We start from the raw sequence: 2,806 nt of genomic DNA on the forward strand, positions 1-2,806 counted from the left end.
AGTAATGCCCTAATAACATTTCTGTATCCTTTTATCTTAGCTTCTCCCAAGTCTGAGCATAAATACTCTAACAATTTCAAGCGGTCTTCTAAACTACCAAAACTCCACTTGCTGAATTGTTTCGCAATGTACTCAATTGACGCAGTCACTACTGAATCAAGGCCAGGAATATTTTTCTCAGGATTACCCTTAGCGAGATTCATTAAGTAGACAGGCATACATTCGAAAGCTTTAGAAATCAGTCGGCACAACTCCTTTTTGGAATTTGATGCTAACACGCATAACTCTTGGATCTCGTTTATAGAGTAGAATTCTGTCCCTTTATCTAGCTCCTCAAGTTGAAACAGAGGAAGATTACGGTATGCAATATCGAGTTCACCCAATTCACAATTCGCTAGAATATCTATTGCCCAGCCATGACATATTCTCTTGAGTTCCTCGTTGTTACTTGGCATCCATTGCAGAACCTTATTAATCAAAGATGCCGGAAGCTTAGGATTTGTTTCTTGCCAATCCTGATAATCAGACGGTAAAGCTAAGTAATCTGCTAAAACCTCGTTAAGCTGCTTCCAATGACCAGATTTTTCAATATCAAGGACTATGACTTTATCTTTAAAACTATCAAGCAGATTACTAATACTGCTATGATATTTATGAACTAACGTGAAAGGCAATCCTAGAATTAAGGCCTTGATTTTGTTAAAAAACCTGAGATGCCAATAGGGTATGTCTTCAATAGCGCTAATCCGCTCGAAGCTTTCCTTGAGCCAGTATTGAGCAAATTCACGATCATTCGTAAGGTCTTTGATGTCAACACTCCAAAAAGCATCAATTAGATTCTCCCCCCATTCTTGCCGATACTGGTCTAGTAGCATACATCCAGCATTGGGAATTATTAAGTTATAATTCTCACTCATATGCTTCAGATTGGGAAGCTTCGCAACGTGGTTTAAGTAGTCATGGCTTATCTCAAAATAGTCTTCTCGTGGAATCAGTTCCCACTGTAATATCCCCTTCCTAACTCGTGAAACCCATTGCCCTGCATGGCAAAGTTCTCTGAAACAGTCCGGCACTTCTTGTTCTTTAATATTCACTTCAGTGCACACTACTTTGCTGATCTCCTCTAAATCAGCAAAGGAGGTCTCATACACTTTAGAGAAATCATTCAGAGCTTTTGGTATCAATTGCAAAGCATGCCTAAAGAGGTCTTGATTCCATTTGGCTTCTCTTTGTTTTTCAGTCTGTTGATTATCCTTTAGAGCTAGATCAAAATATTGACGGCGTGAGTTAACAAAGAAACAACCATGTAAAAATAGGTTATATTTGGCGTCGATTAAGTCTTTTTTGTCAGAAAGTGGTAGAGTGTTGCTATAATGAAACTTGAATCTATCTTTGGAGTTAGATCCAGTGTTTTTAACCATCAGAATGCCAACATGAGGAGGAAGGATTTTGTGACCCTTAGCCTTAATATCATTATACAAGTCTAAAACATCTTCGGTTAAGTCAATGTCTTGTTTCAAACAGTATTGGACTTTACAAGTTACTGACCCATTTTTCAGAATAACTTCTCCCTGGAGGCCGTCTATGATCCTTTTCTTTTTGAGATAGCAGTTTTCAATCTCTTTTAACCGCGGAATCCGAGGTGCTGAGTGTACAATTTCAGCTTCGATTTGGCTATTGTTTACAAACTTTACCTTATGCAAAGAGTGTAGCATTGGCAAGATATAGCTAACCATAGCATAGTTACTGTCACAGAAAAGACTCATATGTATCTTATTAGATGATTCTTCCCAAAACTCGTCTATTATACAGTCCTGCTCAGTTATCATCTTTTTACTGCGCAACGGTATCCAAACAATGAACCAATCAGTCATGTCTCTTATGTAAGGATCAAGAAGCCTTATGATCTCCTGTCTGTCTGCATTCCAGTTTTGCTCAAGTTCTAGTTGCCAATGACGGTAAGGATTTTTCGGGGCTGGTGAATCCCAGGGGGTGACCATATTTAGAGTCCTCTCATAGAATCCATAGTCCTTTTCTGCTACCATGTCGATATTCCGGAAGCTACCCTTAATTGCAGATGCTGCATAGAAGAAACCTTCACAGTAATGAAAGACGCTATTAAGACCAATTCCGAATTTTCCGGTGGTGAGTTTATCGTCTTTACCGCTACTAATTGCCTCATTAATAGCATAAGCGTCTTTGGCCGTGAACTTGCCATTGTTGATCACAAACAATGAAGGACAGTCTCTAAGTAGGGAGTGCCTGAATCCAGCAACAGGTTCATGAAATCCGAAGACAAGTTCAGATGACTCCGCATCATTGCTGTTTTGAATCAGTTCTTTGATGACCGAAAACCCCCATTTATACTCTTCTAGAATAGTTTTAATATTGCTAATGTCAGCACGGAAATCAGTGTGTTTCATATGTAGTAACCATCTCACTCTGTCGTTGTATCAATGCAGAAAGAACCATATTTTGCCACCAGTTGTCACTTATAAATTGCATGATCTTTGTTAAAAATGAAGATTCCTCTTGTGTTATTGAAGCTCTAATATTAGGCACTCATTACCCCCTATCCAAACAAGGCATTGTTGTTACTCAAGACACCTATCTAGAAATTCTGACTGAGGCCATTTCATTATTATCGAACATATTTGTTAATTTAATCAACTCAATATCATTGGAGATCAAATATCTCTGGTTGTCTTTTGCGATACTTGACTGATCGACCGATTTTCACCTTTTCAATTTCTTCCATCTTACTAAGGACTTCTGTCAACTGCTTTGATGGCATTTCGATCCCAAG

General features: G+C 38.5%; 1 protein-coding gene. It reads right to left on the reverse strand.

Features of this window, described 5'->3' with window-relative positions; translation table 11 throughout:
- Positions 1-2,423, reverse strand: a 2,423-nt coding sequence (locus LHW48_09945) for a hypothetical protein (protein MCB5260770.1), incomplete at its 3' end; no start/stop codon positions are given.
- Between the last annotated feature and the right edge of the window lie 383 nt (positions 2,424-2,806).

The organism is Candidatus Cloacimonadota bacterium (assembly GCA_020532355.1).
Classification (GTDB): domain Bacteria; phylum Cloacimonadota; class Cloacimonadia; order Cloacimonadales; family Cloacimonadaceae; genus UBA5456.